Annotated in this window: 13 protein-coding genes; 7 read left to right on the top strand and 6 right to left on the bottom strand. The window is 40.9% G+C overall.

Annotation, left to right across the window (positions count from 1 at the left end):
* The first annotated feature begins 128 nt into the window (after window positions 1–128).
* The 6 genes from U9K52_RS12160 (at window position 129) to U9K52_RS12135 (ending at window position 7106) form a co-directional block, all read left to right on the top strand.
* Window positions 129–3797, top strand: a complete 3669-nt coding sequence (locus U9K52_RS12160) for a DUF6443 domain-containing protein (protein ID WP_322926739.1) — start codon at window positions 129–131, stop codon at window positions 3795–3797.
* A complete protein-coding gene (locus U9K52_RS12155) occupies window positions 3787–4452 on the top strand; it encodes a hypothetical protein (protein WP_322926737.1) in 666 nt (221 codons plus the stop codon). Before U9K52_RS12160 ends, U9K52_RS12155 begins: the two co-directional genes overlap by 11 nt.
* Before the next feature lie 359 nt (window positions 4453–4811).
* The gene (locus tag U9K52_RS12150; RefSeq protein ID WP_322926735.1) at window positions 4812–5300 is read left to right on the top strand and encodes a hypothetical protein; all 489 of its coding nucleotides are present in this window, start codon (window positions 4812–4814) and stop codon (window positions 5298–5300) included.
* Window positions 5290–5757: a hypothetical protein gene (locus U9K52_RS12145; RefSeq protein ID WP_322926734.1), complete on the top strand. Its 468-nt coding sequence runs from the start codon at window positions 5290–5292 to the stop codon at window positions 5755–5757. Before U9K52_RS12150 ends, U9K52_RS12145 begins: the two co-directional genes overlap by 11 nt.
* 325 nt (window positions 5758–6082) lie before the next feature.
* On the top strand, window positions 6083–6439 hold the full coding sequence (locus tag U9K52_RS12140) for a hypothetical protein (RefSeq protein WP_322926732.1): 357 nt from the start codon (window positions 6083–6085) through the stop codon (window positions 6437–6439).
* A 94-nt stretch (window positions 6440–6533) separates the two neighbouring features.
* Window positions 6534–7106 carry a hypothetical protein gene (locus tag U9K52_RS12135; protein ID WP_322926730.1) on the top strand — a complete coding sequence of 191 codons (573 nt, stop codon included), beginning with the start codon at window positions 6534–6536 and terminating at the stop codon, window positions 7104–7106.
* Window positions 7107–7265: 159 nt separating this feature from the next.
* Here the strand turns inward: U9K52_RS12135 and U9K52_RS12130 are convergent, their stop codons facing one another.
* Together U9K52_RS12130 and U9K52_RS12125 are read right to left on the bottom strand one after the other, a co-directional pair.
* Window positions 7266–7898, bottom strand: a complete 633-nt coding sequence (locus U9K52_RS12130; RefSeq protein WP_322926729.1) for a TetR/AcrR family transcriptional regulator — start codon at window positions 7896–7898, stop codon at window positions 7266–7268.
* Between the two features lie 400 nt (window positions 7899–8298).
* On the bottom strand, window positions 8299–9147 hold the full coding sequence (locus U9K52_RS12125) for an RteC domain-containing protein (RefSeq protein ID WP_322926728.1): 849 nt from the start codon (window positions 9145–9147) through the stop codon (window positions 8299–8301).
* 362 nt (window positions 9148–9509) lie between these two features.
* Here U9K52_RS12125 and mobC point away from each other — a divergent pair, with 362 nt between their 5' ends.
* Window positions 9510–11510, top strand: coding sequence for a conjugal transfer protein MobC (gene mobC / locus U9K52_RS12120; RefSeq protein ID WP_322926726.1), 2001 nt, complete (start codon window positions 9510–9512; stop codon window positions 11508–11510).
* Window positions 11511–11561: 51 nt separating this feature from the next.
* On the opposite strand, the gene U9K52_RS12115 is transcribed toward mobC, so the two are convergent.
* From U9K52_RS12115 to U9K52_RS12100, 4 genes are all read right to left on the bottom strand, one after another.
* Window positions 11562–16979, bottom strand: coding sequence for an N-6 DNA methylase (locus U9K52_RS12115; RefSeq protein WP_322926724.1), 5418 nt, complete (start codon window positions 16977–16979; stop codon window positions 11562–11564).
* Window positions 16966–17403: a DUF1896 domain-containing protein gene (locus U9K52_RS12110; RefSeq protein WP_322926722.1), complete on the bottom strand. Its 438-nt coding sequence runs from the start codon at window positions 17401–17403 to the stop codon at window positions 16966–16968. Before U9K52_RS12110 ends, U9K52_RS12115 begins: the two co-directional genes overlap by 14 nt.
* A 147-nt stretch (window positions 17404–17550) precedes the next feature.
* Window positions 17551–18432 carry an ORF6N domain-containing protein gene (locus U9K52_RS12105; RefSeq protein ID WP_322926720.1) on the bottom strand — a complete coding sequence of 294 codons (882 nt, stop codon included), beginning with the start codon at window positions 18430–18432 and terminating at the stop codon, window positions 17551–17553.
* Window positions 18422–20515 (bottom strand): DNA topoisomerase 3, encoded by a 2094-nt coding sequence (locus U9K52_RS12100; RefSeq protein WP_323673795.1) that lies wholly within the window; start codon window positions 20513–20515, stop codon window positions 18422–18424. Before U9K52_RS12100 ends, U9K52_RS12105 begins: the two co-directional genes overlap by 11 nt.
* Window position 20516: the final 1 nt, after the last annotated feature.

The following is a 20516-nucleotide window of genomic DNA, read 5'->3' as shown; positions in this document are numbered from 1 at the left end:
CACTGTTATTCCTCCCAACGGAATGATGGAATTTTACAAATATGATGCTTATAATAGGTTAAGCAGAGTTGTGGATGTGAATGGAAATACGGTTAAAGAGCACCAGTATCATAATAAAAACTAATAAGATGAAAAAGTATAAGAAATTACATACAGTATATAACAATGCCGTAAAACGAAAGCTGAAAAGTTTATTTTCCCTTGTTGCGGTAGGTTTTTCGTTGTTTGCCCATGCACAGACCACTCCTACAGCTTCTGAAAACTATATTTACACTAAAATATATTTATCTGCAGATGGAAGTAAGAAGAATGAAACCGTACAGTATTTTGACGGATTAGGAAGAGCAAAACAGGTAGTGCAGGTGAAAGTTACTCCTTCAGGGCAGGATCTTGCCACACCTGTTGTGTATGATGATCTTGGAAGGCAGGTAAAATCGATCCTTCCTGTCCCGGTTCCAACTGCTAATCTGGGAATCCAGAATACCGTTTCAGAAACATCAGCCAATATCTATTACGGAGTATCCAATGCGTATACCGAGCAAAAACTGGAAGCTTCACCTTTGGCCAGGACATTGGAGACGGCTCATCCCGGTACAGAATGGGCCATGAACACAGGGCATACCGTCAAAACACAGTATCTTACCAATACGACATCGGACCAGGTTAAAAGATTTGCAACGGATGCAGTATGGAACAGTAGAATGCTAACGACATCCATTACTGGAATCTCTACATACGGCAACAGTCAGTTATCCAAAACCATTGTTACCGATGAGAACGGCAATACCACCAGTGAATTCAAAAACTCAGAGGGAAAGACCATATTGGTAAGAAAAGAGTCAGGAAGCACTAAGCAAGATACCTATTATATCTATAACGACTTAAACATGCTTGCCTTTGTGGTTTCTCCCAAGGCTGTAGAGAGTATCGCGGCAAATAGCAATTCTTTATCGCAACAGGTATTAAATGATCTGTGCTATCAGTATATCTATGATAACAAATACAGGCTTATTGAGAAAAAGCTTCCGGGAAAAGGATGGGAATATATGGTGTATGACCAGCAGAACCGTCTGGTTGCTGCTCAGGATGCCAATATGAAAAATAATCCTGATACTCCTAACCAGTGGCTGTTTACCCGATATGACAAATTTGGACGGATCGTGTATACAGGCCGTTTCACGGGAGGAACAAGAGCCCAGGAACAGGCAAATGCCGATTTAAAGGGACTGAATAATGAAACCAGAAGTACTACCTCCTTTACACAGAATACGCAGGAAGTATTTTACAGCAATTCGGCATATCCTGCGGGAACATTTACGCTGTACAGTGTGAATTATTATGATTCTTATCCGGGAACCAATTTTAATAACACGCTCCCAAGACCTGAAACGATCTTAGGCCAGACCATACTTTCCAGTTCTTCTATTGTAACCGCCAATGGAATCAACAGCATCAGGAGTACCAGGACAATGCCAACGGCTACCCTGGTGAAAAACCTGGATGATGATAACTGGTCTTCCACCCATATCTGGTATGATCTTACCGGAAGACCGGTCGGAAGCCAGGGCAAAAACCATTTGGGAGGATATACCAAAACAGAAAAGCAGCTTGACTTTTCAGGAGCGGTTCTTTTGGCCAACACGTATCATAAAAAATTAAGCACCGATACTGAAATATCGGTGAAGGAACGCTTTGTTTATGATAATCAATTCCGTCTTAAACAGCACTACCATCAGGTGAATAGCCTTACGGAAGAATTGCTGGCATACTATACCTACAACGAACTCGGACAGCTCACCAGTAAAAAAGTAGGGAATAATCTCCAGGATATACAGTATACCTATAACACCAGAGGCTGGGTAAGCAAAATCAACGATCCGGCCAATCTGGGCAGTAAATTGTTTGGTTATGAGGTTAAGTTCGGATCAACTTCCAATGCTTCCGTAGCACAGGCTAATTATAATGGAAATATTACGGAAGTAAACTGGAAAACGGCTGCAGATGGTATCTTGAAAAGGTACAGCTATCAGTATGACGGCTATAACCGACTTACCGCTGCGGTGTACCAGGAACCGGAAAGCACCGTTCCTCAGAACGGATTCTATAATGAGAATATAAGCTATGACTCCAACGGAAACATCATGGGACTGAACCGAAACCAGAAATCATATTCAGGATTTGCAGAACAGATCGATGCGCTCACGTATACCTATAACGGAAACAGGCTTACCTCAGTAGTTGACCAGACGTCCAACTACTACGGCTATCCGGATACCTCGGGCAATACCATTACCTATGATGATAACGGGAATATGACCAAGCACTTGGATAAAGGTATTCTCGAGATTAAATATAACAATCTCAACCTGCCTTATTATATTAAATTCAATGATTATGTAACCAGAAACGGAGAGGATATTTACAGTAACGTTCAGTACGCTTACAGGGCGGACGGCGTGAAGATCAAAAAGAGATTCCTTTATTTTTCCGGAAAATTAAAACAGGATACTTTTATTGATACAGAATATATTGACGGGTTCCAATACAGCTACGAAATTACAGATCTTTTAAATACAAACGGCCTGAAATTCTTTGCTACTTCAGAAGGGTATTATGATAATATAAAAAATAAGTATATTTACAATTACATTGACCATTTGGGAAATGTACGGGTAAGCTTTACCAGAGAAGGCGCACAGGCGGCGATCGTTGAGAAAAATGATTATTACGCCTTTGGATTAAAACACGGAACCACTTCGGATACCTCCGGGGTAAATTACAATTACGAGTATAACGGAAAAGAACTCCAGCAGGAGATCGGCATGTACGATTACGGTGCCCGATTCTATATGCCGGATATCGGAAGATGGGGCGTCGTCGATCCGTTGGCAGAAGATTATAGAAGGCATTCACCATACAACTATGCGGTTAATAACCCTATCGTGTTTGTCGATCCGGATGGAAGAGGTGTAGAATACAACTGGGGAACAGGTGACTACGAAAGCATTGATTCGAATGGTACGCGTACCACATTGGATGAATGGGATGCAATGAATTACCTTTTAAGTCAGTCTCATTCTGTAAAGGCCTATCGTACCAATGCACTTGGAGCAGTAAATCAAGATTCAGGCGGAGCTGGTGGCGGTGGAAGCAGCACTTTCGGGGAAACCCTGATGTATAAAGACATCATGGCGTATCTTGCGCAACCAACATATTTCGAAGGGATTGATTTTTCGCAGTTTGGAAGCGATATAGAATCTGGACCTGGACCTGGGCCAGCGGGTGCTATAGCAGGAGTATTAACTAGAGGTGCCGGGCTTGTAGGAACTACAACAATAGCAGGTATTGGAGCACTTTGGTATAGTGTTAATACAGCTTTTGGCTCTGCACATGTCCCACAATGGACAGGACGTAGATATTCATATAGTAATATTGGAAGTAAAACATTTAGCTTTGAAGAAGTAAAAGCTGAAGCTAAATCTTATCCTGTAAGAGAAAGAATGGGACAAGTTGGATCCTATACTATTTTCTTTGATAAGGGTTACAAATATCATGGAAAGGGCCCTATAGACAGAATGTTTACATCCGCATTATTACAAATGACATATCACCGAACAACTGTAAAAGCTTTTGAATGGACTCCATCTCTATCAGATAGAGAAGCATTTAAAGCCGAATACAGAAGAATGCAAACAGATAAAGTTCTTCCTAATTATCCACAAGGGTACCAAAATCCAATAAACTTTAATATAAGACAATCACCAGGATATTTATATATTTTACAAGATGGCTACTAATATTTATTACATTCCTAAAGATAGAGGAATACTGATTACAAGTGATTTTGCAGACATTCAAAAACGAATGGATATCGGCATGGATCCTATCAAAGAGTATTTACAAATTTCAATTTCAGATTTTGACAAATACAGCATAAGAAGTTTTGGATTTGACAAAGTTGATAACAATTATTTTCAGAACATAAAGGACGAAATTATAAAATATAAATTTGAAACGATTGCTTTTCATGAATCTACCATAGATTTATCTAACGTAATTTTTGATGCGAAACATTTAATTGTAGGCGATAAATCCAAAATCAACTTATCGTCGAATAATTTTAAGAATTTAAAAGAAATTACATTTTTGTCGGTAAAAACCTTTAAGGGCAAAATTTTAGATAAGTTCAAAAAAGTCGAAAAGCTCATTCTTTGGTATGAAAACCAGAAGTCTAACATTATTTTAGAAAACTTCCCGAATCTTAAAGAATTTTATATATATAACGGCTCAATAGTACAGTTGGACTTAACTGAAAATTCTTTGATCGAAAGATTACAACTTCATAGAGCATTAAAACTGGAAAAAGTAATTTTACCACAGAAAGTACATTTAAAAAGAGTTGTTGTCGAGGCTTGTAATAAGTTAGATACATCTAATTTGCCATTAAGCTAAAATTCTGATCTTACTGCTGGTATAAAACAATTATAAACTACAAAGCTCCCCTTTGGTAGCTTTGTAGTTCTTTATTTGGAAGATTAGAAAATATTCGCAAATAACTACACTATAACTCCCCGTAGTTATCATGGTTTCCGCAAACTACATCAATCCTAGGGCCTCGCACTATAAATTTTTCACGGCCAACCGTTCCTTACAATATGTGGCCTGTAGTCCTTGGAGCCGGAGTTATAATAGGAATTGGTATGTATATGCGTTTTGCACCAGTTCTTTAAATATTAATATATTATGAAAAAATTATAACATTAACTATTCTGAGTATTTTTATATCATGCTCAATTAATAACAAAACTGCAATGAAAATACAATATTTTAAATTTCATACAGATTATCATCAATTTTATCTGGAAGATAAAAGCGATGATAATAAAGGAAATCCAACATCGCCTGATTTTTGGAATGAAGAATCTTTTAAAAGTAGATTAGCAATGGTAAATGGTATTGTTGGAATCGGTATTGAAAGTTATGGGAATAATATTAAAGGAGAAATTGAAATATTAGACAAACCAAATATAAATGTAGATTTTAACAAATATGATCACATTGTAGAAGGAGGAATTTACATATCATCAGGAGAGTTGCAAGTTATAAATTGCCCAGATAATAACTTAGAATTATCTCTAAAGATTGATCCCGGAAAGTACAGAGTTCGAATTTATTCTTCCAACTTGGATAGCGTTAAGTATTATGACGTACCTAATGATACAGATAATGATTATTACCGCATTGAATTATGGAAAAGTGATGACATGGAACGTAAAGTGTTGAAGCAATATGAAGAATAGTATCAAAGTACAATTAGGCGATATTTACGCTATATCCACAAAAAAAGGACTTGGCTTTTTACAATTTGTTAAGTCACCCGAAAATGAGAAGAATGATGTTGAGCTGGTAAAAGTGTCATATGATTTACATACGAAGATTCCAGATGATATTGAGCGGTTTTTTTTGAAAGATTTTTTTTATCTGCAATTTCCTGTCAAAGCGGCACTAAAAAAAGGAATTATAGATTTTGTAAAAAACATTGATCTCCCTCGTGACTTTGTCGCACCAAGATATTTTAGGACAGAACATTACCTGCATCGCGCAGAGTGGCTTATCATTGATAAAAAAACAAATGAGGTAGAACATGTTAAGAGTCTAACAGAGGAGCAATTGAAATTCTCTCCTAATAGCGTTTGGAATGACACCTATCTAAAAGAGCGTTTGGAAGAAGGATGGAAATTAGAAAATTGGAAATAAATAGAAAAGTACCATATTTTGATCCCATTTTGGTGCACCGCAAGCTATCCTATTTGAAGGATTTATTTATTACATTAAAGATCAAGAAACAGGGCTCCAATTCGAAATTTCTTTTGGCGCTTCTGGACCGAGATTCTCAGGTGAAAATGCACAAATCGATAAAATTAAGCCTATAGTCGAAGCTTTTGAAAAATTTCTTGATAGTTCACCAAATGCGGATTGCGAAATCGAAGTTGATACCGATTGGGGGATACTTCTTTGTGGTGCAAAAAATGGAAATCCTTATGATAATGAGAAAGAGCAAAATGAAGAAGAGGATTTTCTAATGAATGAGGTCACAGCCGATCATTATTATGATGACTTAATTTTTAATGTTAAGAATGATCTTGAAAGCTATATGAATAAACATAAGCCTTCCTTTACAGAAATGGATATTAATGCATGTATTACTTATTTGACTGCATACGTAGAAGCAGTTTCACGAAGTAAGACGGTGGATGAAATGTTGTTTGCTTTAAAAATGATAATGGTGGCTCTAAATAACTTAAATAAAGGTTGCGACCATACGCTAATCAGTGAAAGTGCGAAAGAAAAAATCATTGAAATCATAAATATGGTAAGTGAAGAGAAAGGTTATAATTTATTTGGTCGAGATATTACGGAGGAGTGGAGAGAATGGTGACATTTCTAAATATGATGATAGATCTCTGCAATCTAGTTGCCTTCAGTTTTCAAGAAATTTTTGTCTGGCTTAGCCAGCTCATCTAAAACGTGCTATGAAAAATTTAATAAAAGTATTACCCGTAATGATGTTGTTAAGCTCCTTTACATTTTTTAGAGGGCAGCAATCAAATACATATAGGGAAATAAAATGGGAAAACGGGAGTGAAACGGCGAAGAAAATAATGAAGAGTGATTTCTACTATGACCCGCTGGACAGTTGGTCACCTTTCGGTAGTGATATCGGGAATGATACGTATTATCTATATGCCGACTGGAATACTGTTCATCCCCGTGGCAACATAAAGAATTTTATTAAAGATCAGCTCATCGACTTGGGATATCCTGCTTTTGATCTGTCTCTTGATGGCAGCGATACTAACAGACTTCACCGTATAGTAGATACTATGACAAATAAGTATGTCGATTTAAATATGATCAACCAGATGATTATTTCTTTAGCCTTCTCACAACTTTTTTTAAGCGGAAAAATTGAACCTGAGGTCCAGAAATTCGCGGAGGCTGCCATTAGTAGAGAAAAAGCAAATCTTGACTTTTGGGGTGATCAAACGGAGCAAAGAAGGAACAGAATGGATCAACTTCTACATGATTTAAAAAGAGTAAAATAAGCCTTATATTGATAATCTCTTTCTGTACGACATCTAAAAAGAAAAGTTTAAAAACAACATGAAAAATAGTATCATATTAATTATTTTGAGTACACCTAAATCATATATTAACAGACATGAAAAGTTTAGATTAAGTAAATGAGAAAATTTTACTTGCAGTTACTTATAAATAAGGTCAAGTAATTGCCTTATCGCTTTTTTAATCTCCTCTTGTCCCTCTGGCTGTTGAATATCAATTCCGCAGAAAGGATTTTCCTGCATTTTGGAATGCAGCGTCAGATAATATACTCCACCCATTAATAAGCCATACATAGCTCGGAAATTTATGCCGCTGTTTTTGAAATGCTGATCAAACACTGCCCGAAGGATTTCTTCACCTGTGTTTTCACGTTTCAAATCTAATTCTTTTAAAACCGTGGCTTTCTCACTAAGCCCCCAAGTGATAATCCGGCGCACTTCTTCATTCCCTATTAAACTATCGAATTGATCTTCCAGTACATGAAAAGCAAGGGCTTTACCTGAATCTTTTTTGCTTTTCTCGATAATGCCTTCAATATCTTCCTGGGCGATTTTCCAGTAATCACGGCTATCAAGGTACTCCTTGATTAATCCTTCAAGACTTCCAAAATAATTATAAATCAATTTTCGATCAGTCTTCGCTTCGTCTGCAACTTTACTTAGGTTCAGGCCGGAAAAACCATCTTCTTGCAGGATCTTCCCTACTGCTTTAATTAGGTTTGCTTTAGTTCTCTCCTTATTTCGATAAGGTCCATCGGTGACTTTTCTTGTCATATAACTTATGTCATGCCATGTGAAACATCTAATATTGGCATCGGTAAATCTCTAATATAATCATTGTTAGCGCAATATGCTCAGCAAGATGTTAAAATTAGTTAACATCCACATGAAACACACTATGCTACAGATTTTTGTAGTATATTTAATAGCTATCCGGATGAAACACGGATAATAATTATTTTTTTTAATTGATTCATCCAGGCCCGGCTTGGATGATTCTTTTAAGGGTACACCTGGCATATTTATATTATAATTATCTTATATTCATTAGTAAGTGGCTTGGACCCATTGGTTTGAGCCTCTTTTTTAAGATACAGTCAACAAATATAGATTTAGCTGATGCTCTTATCTCGCATTTTTTGAAGATTTCATTAGGCAGAATTTAAATAGACTGTTAATCTATAAATCCGTCGTCCATATATCGCTCCAGAGCTTTTTTCATTTTTGTAAGGTATAAGCACCTTTCACCAGTCCTATACTTCATCCGATGAAAAGCATGATGAAGATCACCAAGTTGAATATTAAATATTTGTTCAAAGATGATACCCAATTTTTTTATTCCCAATTCGGAATTGCCCAGGCTTTTAACGGCATGAATTCCGTATATAAGTTCTATTAATGCGTTTTTGGAATCTACCCACTGTAAAAGCTCTAAGAAGGACTTACCTGAAAAAGATGCGTAGTCGGAATACTCTTCAAGCCTCAATATTAAGTAATCATACAGGAGGTCACACTCTATGATCTTGGAAACTTTATAATCATAGTAAGTCGAAAAACCGGGATCGGCCTCAAATACAAACCCTTTAACCCCAGTAGTAATATCAATTTTTCCGCGGATAAAAAAGCAACCATCCTTATGATTACTGCCAGAACGGTAATATTGGTAAAACTTGGACTTACTGATCGCATCCTTATAGTATCTTTCCAAATGTTCTAACTTCTCTTCATAATAATGTTTATACATAGCTCCTCCTTTGGAGGGCCGCGCTGTTTCTAGACGAAATACTTTATTATAAAAAAGAAGCTTTCCCAAAATCGCGGGCTTCATAGTTTTAAAGAATTCAATCTCTTCAGCTTCATTAGCGAAACCTCTGATCAAAACTTCTTTTTTTAATTGCTCCAGCAAATCCTTAAGTATCATTGTCATTTGCCGGGCGTCCTCAATGATAGTAGAATGATTGAAACTGATTTTTTGTTCACCTTCCAGCATTTTGAGCTGAACGGTCTGAAAGAAATTTTTCATAAGTAGTTTAATTTAAGTTATGGTTAATGCCCTATTTTGGGTAGGGATATACAACTTAAATAAAAATTTTATATCTCACAAGCGTGACAAAAGATGTTTTGTACTGCGTTCCCACGTTTTAACGGATGTGTTACCTATTCTTACTTTAATTCCTAATTAATTTTACATTCTAAAGAAAATAATTTGACAATGCGTCTACACATCCACTGAACCGTAAATCAATACCGACACTACGGCTCAAGTAAAACTTTCAAAGGTTCATTGAGTGCCACATACCGCCATAGCACGCCTCGAACTGCCATATGGAAGTAGTTCATCTTTAGGAACATACATTGAGGGTTTAATAGATAAATCCTCAATATATGCAAGGAGAAGACGATTTAAGAGGCTTAGCCAAGATTATGGCTTTTATGCGGGCTGTGAGTATCATTTTAGTACTCATGCACCTATACTGGTTTTGCTACGGTTACTTTTTAGAATGTGGCTGGACGTTAGTAATCATCAACAAGATTTTAGGCAACTTTCAGCGAACAGCAGGACTTTTTTCGCACACCCTTTATACGAAGCTGTTTGCATTGGTACTACTGGCGTTAAGCTGCTTGGGCTCTAAAGGCGTCAAGAATGAAAAGATAACCTGGTCAAAAATTTATACGGCGTTAGCTATTGGCATTATCCTGTTTTTTCTGAATTTCCCTTTATTAAAATTACCATTGTTAACTGCCACGATCCTATATATTCTTAGCACAGGTGCGGGCTACATCGCTTTGATGATGGCGGGTGTTTGGATGAGCCGTTTGCTACGTACCAACCTGATGGACGATGTTTTTAATAATGAGAATGAGAGCTTCCAACAGGAAACGAAACTGATTGAAAACGAATACTCTATCAACCTGCCCACCAAATTTTATTACAAGGGTAAATGGAACACTGGCTGGATTAACATTGTCAATCCTTTTAGGGCATCCATTGTGCTCGGAACACCAGGCTCAGGAAAATCTTATGCTATCGTAAACAACTATATCAAGCAGCAGATAGAGAAAGGTTTTAGTATGTACATTTACGATTTTAAGTTCGACGACCTATCTACCATTGCCTACAATCATTTGCTGAAGCATCGCGACAAGTATAAAGTTCAGCCGAAGTTTTATGTGATCAACTTTGACGACCCTCGCAAGAGCCATCGTTGTAACCCACTCAATCCCGACTTTATGACGGACATTTCCGATGCTTATGAAGCAGCTTATACTATTATGCTGAATCTCAATCGATCTTGGATACAGAAGCAAGGAGATTTTTTCGTAGAAAGCCCAATTATCTTGCTTGCAGCCATTATCTGGTATTTAAAAATCTATGAAAACGGCAAGTATTGTACCTTTCCACACGCTATTGAACTCTTAAACAAAAAGTATTCGGATGTATTTACTATTCTAACTTCATATCCGGATTTGGAAAACTACCTATCGCCGTTTATGGATGCTTGGCAAGGAGGCGCTCAGGATCAATTACAGGGACAAATCGCATCGGCAAAAATTCCGTTGTCAAGAATGATAAGCCCGCAGTTGTATTGGGTCATGACCGGCGACGACTTTACCCTCGATATTAACAATCCAAATGAACCTAAGATTTTATGCGTAGGCAACAATCCCGATAGACAAAACATCTACTCTGCTGCCCTGGGTTTGTACAATTCAAGAATTGTAAAACTCATCAATAAAAAGGGACAGTTAAAGAGTTCAGTGATCATTGATGAGCTTCCGACCATTTACTTCAGGGGCTTAGATAATCTTATCGCGACAGCTAGAAGTAACAAGGTAGCGGTCTGTTTGGGTTTTCAGGATTTTAGTCAATTAACCCGTGATTACGGCGACAAGGAGAGTAAGGTCATTCAGAATACAGTCGGTAACATTTTCAGTGGCCAGGTAGTAGGCGAAACTGCAAAAAGTCTTAGTGAGCGTTTTGGAAAAGTATTACAGAAACGCCAAAGTGTGACGATAAATCGAAATGATAAATCAACATCCATTTCTACTCAATTAGATAGCCTGATACCTGCCTCGAAAATTTCTACCCTTACACAAGGTATGTTTGTGGGTTCGGTATCGGACAACTTCGATGAGCGTATCGAGCAAAAGATTTTTCATGCGGAAATTGTGGTGGATAATGAAAAAGTATCTGCTGAGACCAAAGCCTATCAGCAGATACCGCAAATTCTTTCCTTTGTTGATGAACATGGCGAAGATAAAATGAAGCATGAGATTGAAAGCAATTACCGTCAGGTAAAAACAGATATTTTGAACATAGTCCAAAACGAAATGGATCGTATTAAGAGTGACCCCAACTTGCAGCATTTGGTGCAGGAGGGATAACAAAAAGGGAGGCTGAAATGACCTCTCTTTTTTATTGCCCACCTTTAAAGTTTACAACATCCCCCGAGGCATATGGATATCTTTTACGCGTACAATGTTCTCCGAAACCTGAGGGGTTGCTTTCTGTTCTTCAGCTTGCCCTTCTTTTGGTTCCTCCTTAGCTTCTGGTATAATGGATAGTTGTATCTTTCTCTCTACCGCAGCCAGTTCGGTTTTAAGGTCGCTCAGCCGGCTTTCTTTAGTCCAGGTTCCGTTAACCACATCATGAAGAATAGGCATATCTTTTTGTATTTCTGCAATCTTCTTTCGTTCCTGTTCAATATAGCCGGGTAATTTCTCCAATGCGTTAAGGAAATTCATAGCCGCCAGCTTCTCGTCTTTGGCGATGATACCGTTATTGTAAGTATATTTGATGTTTCCTTCTCCCTGTACAAAAAAACGGTTTACCCGAATATCCATGCCTTCTTTTTCCGACAATTCGGTTTTAACCAACAAGGAAAATCCGTATAGGCTCCCAATTTCCTCATATTGACCCCCTGTGCGGGCTTCGTCCGCAAGTTGATTGAGCTTTGTCCCAATTTGTTTTACATCAGCATTAGGCGGTAAGCCGTCCAATTGCATAGGGTTAGCGATAGTACCATCCGAATGCTTTTGCAGGCGAGCTTGCAAGTTGTCCCAATCAAGGTTCATCCGATTTAAACGGGATCCGGCACTTTCGAGCATTTCCTTACAGTCTTGCAGTTTGTATTTGGCACTGAATTTTGAACGGTTGAACGCCTGCTTTTCACTTTCCAGTCCGGCAATCTGTTTTTCCAGTTTCGCTTTCTCCAACAGGTCGGTATTTCCCGACAGGATCGCCACGTACTCCGAAAAGTTCATTCCTGATTTTTCGTCCATGCTTCCTTCGTCAATAGTTCGTTTGCCGAGATTATTGCTTTTTAATTGGTCAATAAAAAGTTGCTTATTGTACAGCAGGTTGAATTTATAGCTATCCAGTGATTTCTCTACGGCATAGATAATCACATCTACTTTGTTTTCGGCAAAGAACTTGGCAATCTCGTTGCCTTTGCGGATAGCCCGACCGTCCCTTTGAGCAAGGTCACTCGGTCGCCACGGCGTATCTAAATGATGAACGGCAACAGCTCTTTTCTGTGCGTTCACCCCTGTACCAAGCATACTGGTCGAGCCAAACAGCACACGGATCTTACCTTCGTTCATTCCTTTGATTAATTCCTTACGTAGCTTATCGTTTTTGGCTTCCTGTATAAAGCGGACTTCGTTGGCAGGGATTCCGTGGTCTTCCACGAGCTTACGTTTGATTTCGGAGTACACATTCCATTCGCCCGGCTTATAGGTTCCCAAATCAGAGAAGACAAACTGCGTTCCTTTCTGCGCATTGTACGTTTTGTAATATTTGGCAATGTTCGCTGCACAATGCGAAGCCTTGTTATCAGGATGATCTTCATACCTGCCGCTTACCATGCGCATATCGAGGGACATTTTACGGGCATAGTCGGTAGCAATGAGCATCTTTGCCTTTTCTTCACTATCGCTTAGCTTCGGTCTGCCGAGTAATTCCGCATTTCCCGTCTTGGCAAACTCCATCAGTTTTTTAATAAATACTTCCTGATCGGGCGTCGGCGGTATATTGTACAATACCTCGTTCTTATTAGGACGGTCAATTCCTATATCCTTTGCGGTCCGGTAATCTGTGATTTCGGAATAGAACTGCGCCAGTTCCGGTACTTTGATGAAGTACCGGAATCGCTCTTTTGCCACGATATTATTTGCCACCGAAAATTCATAATCAGTGGTTTTCCTTCCATAGATCGCTGCCCAGGCATCAAATGAATGGATGCCCTGCTTTTCCATTGCCCGCGGCCTTAGGTATTTAAACAGAAGGTATAATTCCGTTAAGGAGTTGCTGATGGTGGTTCCCGAAAGAAAGGTTGCGCCCATATCGGCACCCGTGCGCTCCTGGATGGCACGGATAGCAAAAAGAAGATTCATGGCCTTTTGGCTGCCATCCACGTTACCTAATCCCGCAACCCGTGAGTGCCTGGTGTTGAACATCAGGTTTTTGAATTGATGGCTTTCATCCACAAACAAATGGTCAATTCCCATCATCTTAAAGTCCACAACATCATCCTTGCGATTCTCGATATCGTGTTGCAGGGTTTTTAGCTTTACTTCAAGATTTTGTTTCCGCTTGATTACTCCGGCAAGCATACCCCTTGTCACTTCCTTGCCTTGCGATTGCAGGGCCTCGAGATTACGCTCCACGCTGTCCAACTCGAGTTCAAGGATATCCTTTTGTATTTCGGGCGACTGCGGTATCATCCCGAATTGGTCGTGTGTGAGTATCACACAATCCCAATCGTTGTTTTTAATATCGCCGAAAATGCGCAGGCGCTTTTGAGGCGTAAAATCTTCTTTGCCAGGAAACAAAATTTTGGCGTGTGGATAAGCGGTGTGATAGGCTTCGGCAATTTCGTGCACATTGCTCTTCAGCCCGATAATCATCGGTTTGTGCGCCAGCCTCAACCGCTTCATTTCCTGTGCAGCCGTACACATTACGAGCGTCTTTCCTGCGCCCACTTCGTGGTCGCAGATCGCACCGCCATTTAGCTTTATCATCCAAACAGTGTCCTTTTGGCTAGAATACAGATCCCGAATACCTAATGCCTTACGGTCCAGTCCCGGAAAATCCTGATGTGTGCCGTCATAGTTTGGGCGTACGAAGCAGTTGAAGGTGTCGTTGTATTGGTCCGTCAGTCTTGTTTTGAACTCATCGTTTTGGGCGTGAAGCCACTCGCTAAAGGCGGTTCGGATTTCGTCAATTTTGGTATTCGCCATTTGTATGGCTTCCATATCCCGCACCTTTACTTCCTGGTCGCCCACCATTACTTTTTTAGTGATGTCAGGCGTGGTATTGACGAGCGCGTGTTTGAGCAGGGCAACCCCGTCAAACGTCCGGCTTTCAGCTTTGACGGCATATTTCTCCCATATATTCATATTGCCTTGATGACATTTTACGGAAAAGTCGTCGGAGCTTTCGGAGTAGTGGACGAGTACGTCCGCATCGAATAAATGGGAAGCAAAACGGGCATAAATGCCGGTAGGTATCCAGCGTTCGCCGAGGTTGAAGTCCAGTTCTTCAAACTCGATACGTCTTGGTCGGGCTTCCTCCAATACGGTAAGGCTTGCTTTAGCCTGTCCATCCTCGGGGTTGTTTTCGATGTAGGCCCTTACATCCTTCGTTTTCTCCACCACGTTGCCTGCAATCCAACGTTCGGCTATTTCATATTCCTTTTGCAGGGGATTATAGTAAATGCGACCGTGTAAAGCTTCTATTAAAGCATCATCGGTCATACCGCTGATTTCGGACATATAGCCCAAATCCACGCTGCCGTATTTGTTCAGCGATGCCGCTAAGGCTTCTTCGGGATTGTCCGTTGCTATGGTTATCGTGGAAAAACTTACAGGATGGATGAAGATATCCGCTTTACGCACCACACCGCCAACCACACGTTCCAGATAAGGGATTTCCTTGCCGGCACTGTCCGTTTTAATGAGTTTGATGTTATCGGCGCTGTTAAGGTTGCCGTATCTTTTGACAAAGGCATCATACAAGCGGTTCAGCGTTTCCCGTTCTTCCTTGTGTTCGGTCTGAAGCTCCGATTCTTTGGTGTAAAGCTGATGGTAAACATCACGCATCCCGATATACGCTTCGGCTCTCGTCCGCTGTGCGGCAGACAATTCAAGCGGATGAAAAATAGCTGTACCACCTGATATATCTACATCTTGTAAATGCCCAACCCAACCCTTATCGACCACCAGGCAATCGGTACGGTGGAACGATTGCAGTTTGCCACTATATGGAGCAGGTCCGGGAATGGTATCGGGAACAGCTGGCTGAGCAGCCTGGCCCTTGTCGTCCATATTTGAAAATAGGTCGCCTATGGCTTCCTGTTTTTGGCCGTTCGATGGAGTACTTCTATTAGCCTCCCCAGTGGTGGCAGACGGCGTATAGGGTTGCTGGACTGCACTGAACAGGTCGGTTTGGCGACCTATTGCACGGCTGCTTTTATTGGTACTTTGTCTTTTAGTTTGGGTTGCTGACGGCACAAGAACCGCTACAGGTTCATCTATATTTTCAAACAGGTCGAAGATGCTCAATTGCTTTTCCTGCGGGCTATCACTATTAATTATAGGAACGGATAAAGGCTGTATTTTCTGCCCAATATTTACAGATTCGATAACCGGAGGTATAAACTTTGGTTTGACCGGAATTTGTAATGCACGCTCATTGTTCCGTTCACCTCTGTACAGCCCCAAATTCAAGTGCTTTCCAAAATCATCCGAAAGCATTTGTTGGAGGTCTTTGGCTATTCCGCTGACGCCGTCTTTATGCATATAGATGAGCGCAGGTTGCCCGTATGGGTCGGTGTCTAATTTACTATCGGTATGCACAATCCTTGTGCTGTCCCGAAACAGCGCATTGCCGAGCGTATTGTACTTTGTTGGAACGCTTTGGCAAAACAGGTCTTCTCTTGCAGTCAGACCTTGTTTTGCCGTATTCCTTTGCAGGATAATCAGGTCGCTTCCGACTTCTGTACCTGCATACTCAGTAAACAGGTTATTGGGCAGGCGGATAGCCGCAACCAGATTATTATCCTGCATTAAAGCCCTGCGTATCGGTTCATTCTTCGGGCTGTTCAAAATGCCCTGTGAAGTGATATAGGCTAAAATGCCGCCCTCCCGAAGCATATCCGTACCTTTCAGAAAGAAGTAATTGTGAATGCTTCGGGCAGCCTGAACTTTTGCCAAATCTTTGCTGCGGGAATACGAAAGATCGAATACGGAAGTGTCGCCAAATGGGATGTTACTGGCGATTACATCATAGCTGCTCTGTTCTCTTTCCGGGATTTCTTCAAAACCGCTTACACGGATATTGCTTTCGGGATAAAGCTGTTTTAAAATTTTACCTGTGAGTAGATCCTTTTCATGAGCGGTAACGCTTGCCGCCTGATTTTCTGAAAAAGACTGTATAAATGAGCCAATACCTGCTGAGGGTTCAAGGAACTTCTGAATGTTAACCCCGCTTTCACGCAGGGTTGCGGAAATCGCATTGATGACCTGCGGTGGGGTATAAAAAGCCGTCAGTACGGAGCTTTTCATACTGTCCACGTACCTGCGGTATTGTTTATCTTCCCCAGAATTTTCTTTGAGTAGCTGGTGGAGTTCCTGCGTAAGCGGGAACAGGTCGTGTTCCGTCTTTCTCCAATTATTGATGTCTACGGCGTACTCAACGGGGTTGAGGACGAATTTAAGACCGCCAAATCCGCTGTATTGCATCATTAGCAGTCTTTCGCCCACGGTGGCTTGTCGTTTCTCCTTTTCCAGTATAAAAGCAATTCGTAGGGCATCAATGTTCTGTTGGAGATGTTGACGCTTACTGAAGCCCATTTTCCTCGATCCATATTGCGATGGTTCCGGTCAGTTCGGTATAGAGCAGGTTGAACTCTGGGGCATAAGCGAAATCATCGGTTAGCTCATAGTTGGAGAAAACAGGCTCACAGACAGGGAGCATTTTAAGGGCGAACGGCCTGAGTTCCTCGTCAGCCATTAGGGTGTCAAACTCATTGCATACGACCCCAAAAACCGTATCGAATTTGGAGAAGTATAAGCCCTCAAACAAAATGTGATCGGCTATTTCATTGCACTGCTCAATGCCGTTTCCAGATCGGAAAGCACCCTCATAGGCATTGGCCGCCCACGAAGAACGCTCATCAATAAATTTTTGATCGTTCGTTTTTTCGGGAAAGCTGTTATTTAATAACTCCTGGAGTCGTAATCTGAAATATGAAAGGTCTTTTTGCTGGGTATTCATACCGTAATTTTTGTTTTAAATTATACTCGAGACTTAAAATTATAGCAGTAAGTAAGTTTCATGAATGAGGTGGCAGGGTTTGTCTTTGGGAGGCGGGATTTGGCGCAATGGCAATAAAAAAAACCTCTGAAGGTTCAGAGGTTCGTTCTATAGTATATTGAGCAGTTGTAGCATCCTGCCGACTTCAATATCCATTCGTGAAAAAGCAAACCATTTTTTGCCCAGGTCTTTAAGTGAAGCCCCGATATGGTAAAGCTCCGTACCGTCAATAATTAAAAAGCGGTCGTGGGCATCCGCAAAAATTTCAACTTCAATGCGGGGATATTGTATGTTATAGCGTTGTACATCCAGTCGTAGCTGATTGCTGATGCTTTTGGTATAGATAGTTGCGGTTACAGCCGTACTGCGTTTTCCCAATAAGGTCAGTACGGTATCATCCACATAATTATCCAGCAAAATGATGGAGCCTTTGGCGCTTCTTACAATATCCGATACAAAGGCGTAGGCATCAAAAACCTGCCCGTTGTAAAAGATTCCTTTTTCGCTGTGAAGCTTATCGCTTTCCAATGCCTTAAATAACTCTTCAAATTTTTGGTCGGTTTCCAGTTGCTTCAGCTCGATACTATCCAAACGATGAAACAACGAAGCATTGCTGATGAGCATTCGCCGCATTTCTACAAAAGCTTCCATAATTTCTACGCTGACTTTAACCGCTATATCCGAACGGAGTATTGCGGATGCCATTGCAACCCCTTGTTCGGTAAAAACATAAGGCAAATAACGTCTGCCGCCGTAATTTAAACTTGAGGTTCCAAATTGGAACCTCAAGTTATGGGCTTCCTTTTCAGTCAGTTGAAAACAGAAAGAAACCGGGAACCTTTCGATATTTCTTTTTACGGCTTTGTTAAGGTTCTTTGTTTCCACCCCGTACAGGAAAGCGAGATCACTATCCAGCATCACTTGTTTGCCACGTATGGGATAAATCAGGCTCTTGATTTCCATGGCACTAACGGCAGGTTTATTTTCCATTACGCTTGTTGCTTTTGTTTTTTTCAAACTCAAAAGAGGTCTTGCAGTCATTATCTAATACGATATACGCATCGAATTTCTTACCCGCTTTGCTTTTCATTCCTTTGATGAGCGAGGTTTTTCTTTTATTGATAAGGCTTTCAATATCAGCGATTGCGATTTGCACGCCACATACATTGCGAAACTGTACCCAATTGCAAGCCTCATCAGGGCATTTTACAATTTTGTCCCGGATAATCAGCTGATGGCTTTTGCATCTGGGGCACGTGAGCTTAGGGAGGTTTTCTTTGGCAATAGTGGTTTGCAGCAATTCATTGGTAATGGAGGAAGCATAGGCTTCCATTTCGGTTTGAAATTCATCTGCATCCGCCTCGTTGTTTTCGATTTTCTGTAAAGCTAATTCCCATTCGGCGGTCATTGCCACGTCCGCAATTTTCCGGTCTTTAACCAATTCATACACTTGCAATCCCTTGTCGGTAGGAACTAAGGATTTCTTTTCCCTCTGTATGTAACTGCGGGTAAACAGAGTTTCGATAATGGCGGCCCTTGTGGCGGGAGTGCCGATACCGATATTTTGCAGGGCTTTCCGTTCTTCTTCATTCTCAATTTCCTTTCCGGCAGTTTCCATTGCCGACAGAAGGCCTGCTTCAGTATACAACACAGGCGGTTTGGTTTTCTTTTCCAAAACAGCTGCTTCCTTTATTTTCAGTTCGTCACCCTTTTTCAGGTCGGGAAGATCCTGCACGGGTTCGGTATCATCATCCGAGAAACTGCCTTTAATGCCACGCCAACCGGCTTCTATAATCTTAGAGCCTTTTGCAGCAAAATCGTAATGCAATACCTGCAAGTTAACATCGGTTATTTCTTTGATACAGGCTGGTGAAATCGCTTCGAGAAGTCTCAGGGCAATCATATCATACACTGAATTTTCCTTAGCACTGAGGGCCGACGGGATTTTATCGGTAACCAGTAGCCCATGATGGTCTGTAACACGCAGGTCGTTTACAATACGCTTATTGAACCGTCCCCATTTCATTTTGCTTATAGCCTCTTTGCAGATATCACGATCCTGCAACGCCCGTACAAGGGGGGCAATTTCTGGCCATAGATCTTCAGCAATGTATTTGCTCCCGGTACGCGGGTAGGTAATAAATTTCTTTTCGTACAGGCTTTGGGCAACATTCAGCGTTTCCTCAGCGGATAGGTTTAGCTTTTTATTGGCTTCCTTCTGTAATCCTGTCAGATCAAACAGCAACGGCGGTTGCTCGGTAACGTTTTTTGTTTCCACCGATGTCACGGCTGCCGTACCGCTTCGCTGAAGGGCTTTCAAGGTCTCATTGGCAACCGCCGGTTCTTCCCATTTTGTTTTAGAAATACTTTTGAAGTCTATGCCCTCTTTGTGGTGGGATAACTGAATCTGCCAGTAGCGTTGCACAGCAAAATTTTTATTCTCGAGATAGCGCCTGCAAATCAGGGCGAGCGTAGGAGTCTGCACTCTGCCTAGCGAATACACGCCGTTGCCTGCAGCAATAGAAAGCGCTTGTGTACCATTAATACCCACCAGCCAATCGGCACGGCTCCTGCCTTGTGCCGCCTTGTACAATCCGTCAAATGCGGCTCCGTCTTTGAGATTGTCAAAGCCCTGTTTTATGGCTTTTTCTGTCAGCGAGCTGATCCAAAGCCGTTCAAACGGCTTGCTGCAATTCAGATACTCATAAATATACCGGAAGATGAGTTCACCCTCACGTCCGGCATCCGTTGCCACAATAATGCTATCGCTTTTATTGAACAGTTCTTTGATTATTTTCAGTTGCTTCGTTGCACCTGGATCGGCACTATAGCCCTTGTCTTTTTTAAGCTTCCGTACGGTCAGTAAAAATGGATTGGGCAATATGGGCAAAGCGGTTCTGTCAAATCCCGTAATCCCGTAATCTTCGGGCATTCCCAATCCTATCAGATGACCGAATGCCCAGGTAACAAAATAGCCGTTACCGGTCAGGTAGCCGTCCCTTTTATCGGATGCCCCCAACAAGCCGGCTATTTCTCTTGCTACGCTTGGTTTTTCTGCAATGATCGTTTTCATC

Origin of the sequence: Chryseobacterium sp. MHB01, assembly GCF_034651565.1 — a bacterium.
In the GTDB taxonomy this organism is placed as follows: domain Bacteria; phylum Bacteroidota; class Bacteroidia; order Flavobacteriales; family Weeksellaceae; genus Chryseobacterium; species Chryseobacterium nepalense.
The sequence above is the reverse complement of the archived record's forward strand: the minus strand, read 5'-3'. Positions and strand labels throughout refer to the sequence as shown.